This is a genomic window from Nocardiopsis sediminis (assembly GCF_042650565.1).
GTDB lineage: Bacteria > Actinomycetota > Actinomycetes > Streptosporangiales > Streptosporangiaceae > Nocardiopsis_B > Nocardiopsis_B sediminis.
Genome location: NZ_JBHSBH010000030.1, coordinates 1 through 682, shown reverse-complemented (window position 1 = coordinate 682; position 682 = coordinate 1). Strand labels below are relative to the sequence as shown.

Below are 682 nucleotides of genomic sequence, written 5' to 3'. Positions count from 1 at the left end.
TCTGTGAGGAGCGACGAGTCATGTTCGAGAGGTTCACCGATCGCGCGCGGCGCGTGGTTGTCCTGGCGCAGGAAGAGGCCAGGATGCTCAACCACAACTACATCGGGACCGAGCACATCCTTCTGGGGTTGATCCATGAGGGGGAGGGTGTGGCGGCCAAGGCGCTGGAGTCGCTGGGTATCAGCCTGGAGGCGGTGCGCCAGCAGGTCGAGGAGATCATCGGGCAGGGCCAGCAGGCTCCCTCGGGCCATATCCCGTTCACGCCGCGCGCCAAGAAGGTTCTGGAGCTGTCGCTGCGTGAGGCGTTGCAGCTGGGCCACAACTACATCGGCACCGAGCACATCCTGCTGGGGTTGATCCGTGAGGGTGAGGGGGTGGCGGCGCAGGTTCTGGTGAAGCTGGGGGCGGATCTGAACCGGGTGCGCCAGCAGGTCATCCAGCTCCTGCACGGCTACCAGGGCAAGGAGCCCCAGGCCGGTGCCACGGGTTCGGGTGAGCAGGCGCCGTCCACCTCCCTGGTTTTGGACCAGTTCGGGCGCAACCTGACCCAGGCGGCGCGGGAGTCGAAGCTGGACCCGGTGATCGGCCGGGACAAGGAGATCGAACGCGTCATGCAGGTCCTCTCCCGGCGGACCAAGAACAACCCGGTGCTGATCGGTGAACCCGGGGTGGGCAAGACCGC

Annotated in this window: 1 protein-coding gene; it reads left to right on the top strand. The window is 66.4% G+C overall.

Annotated elements, in window-relative coordinates; translation table 11 throughout:
• Positions 1 to 20: 20 nt before the first annotated feature.
• The coding region (locus ACFOVU_RS29350; RefSeq protein WP_378538759.1) for a Clp protease N-terminal domain-containing protein at positions 21 to 682 on the top strand (662 nt) is incomplete at its 3' end.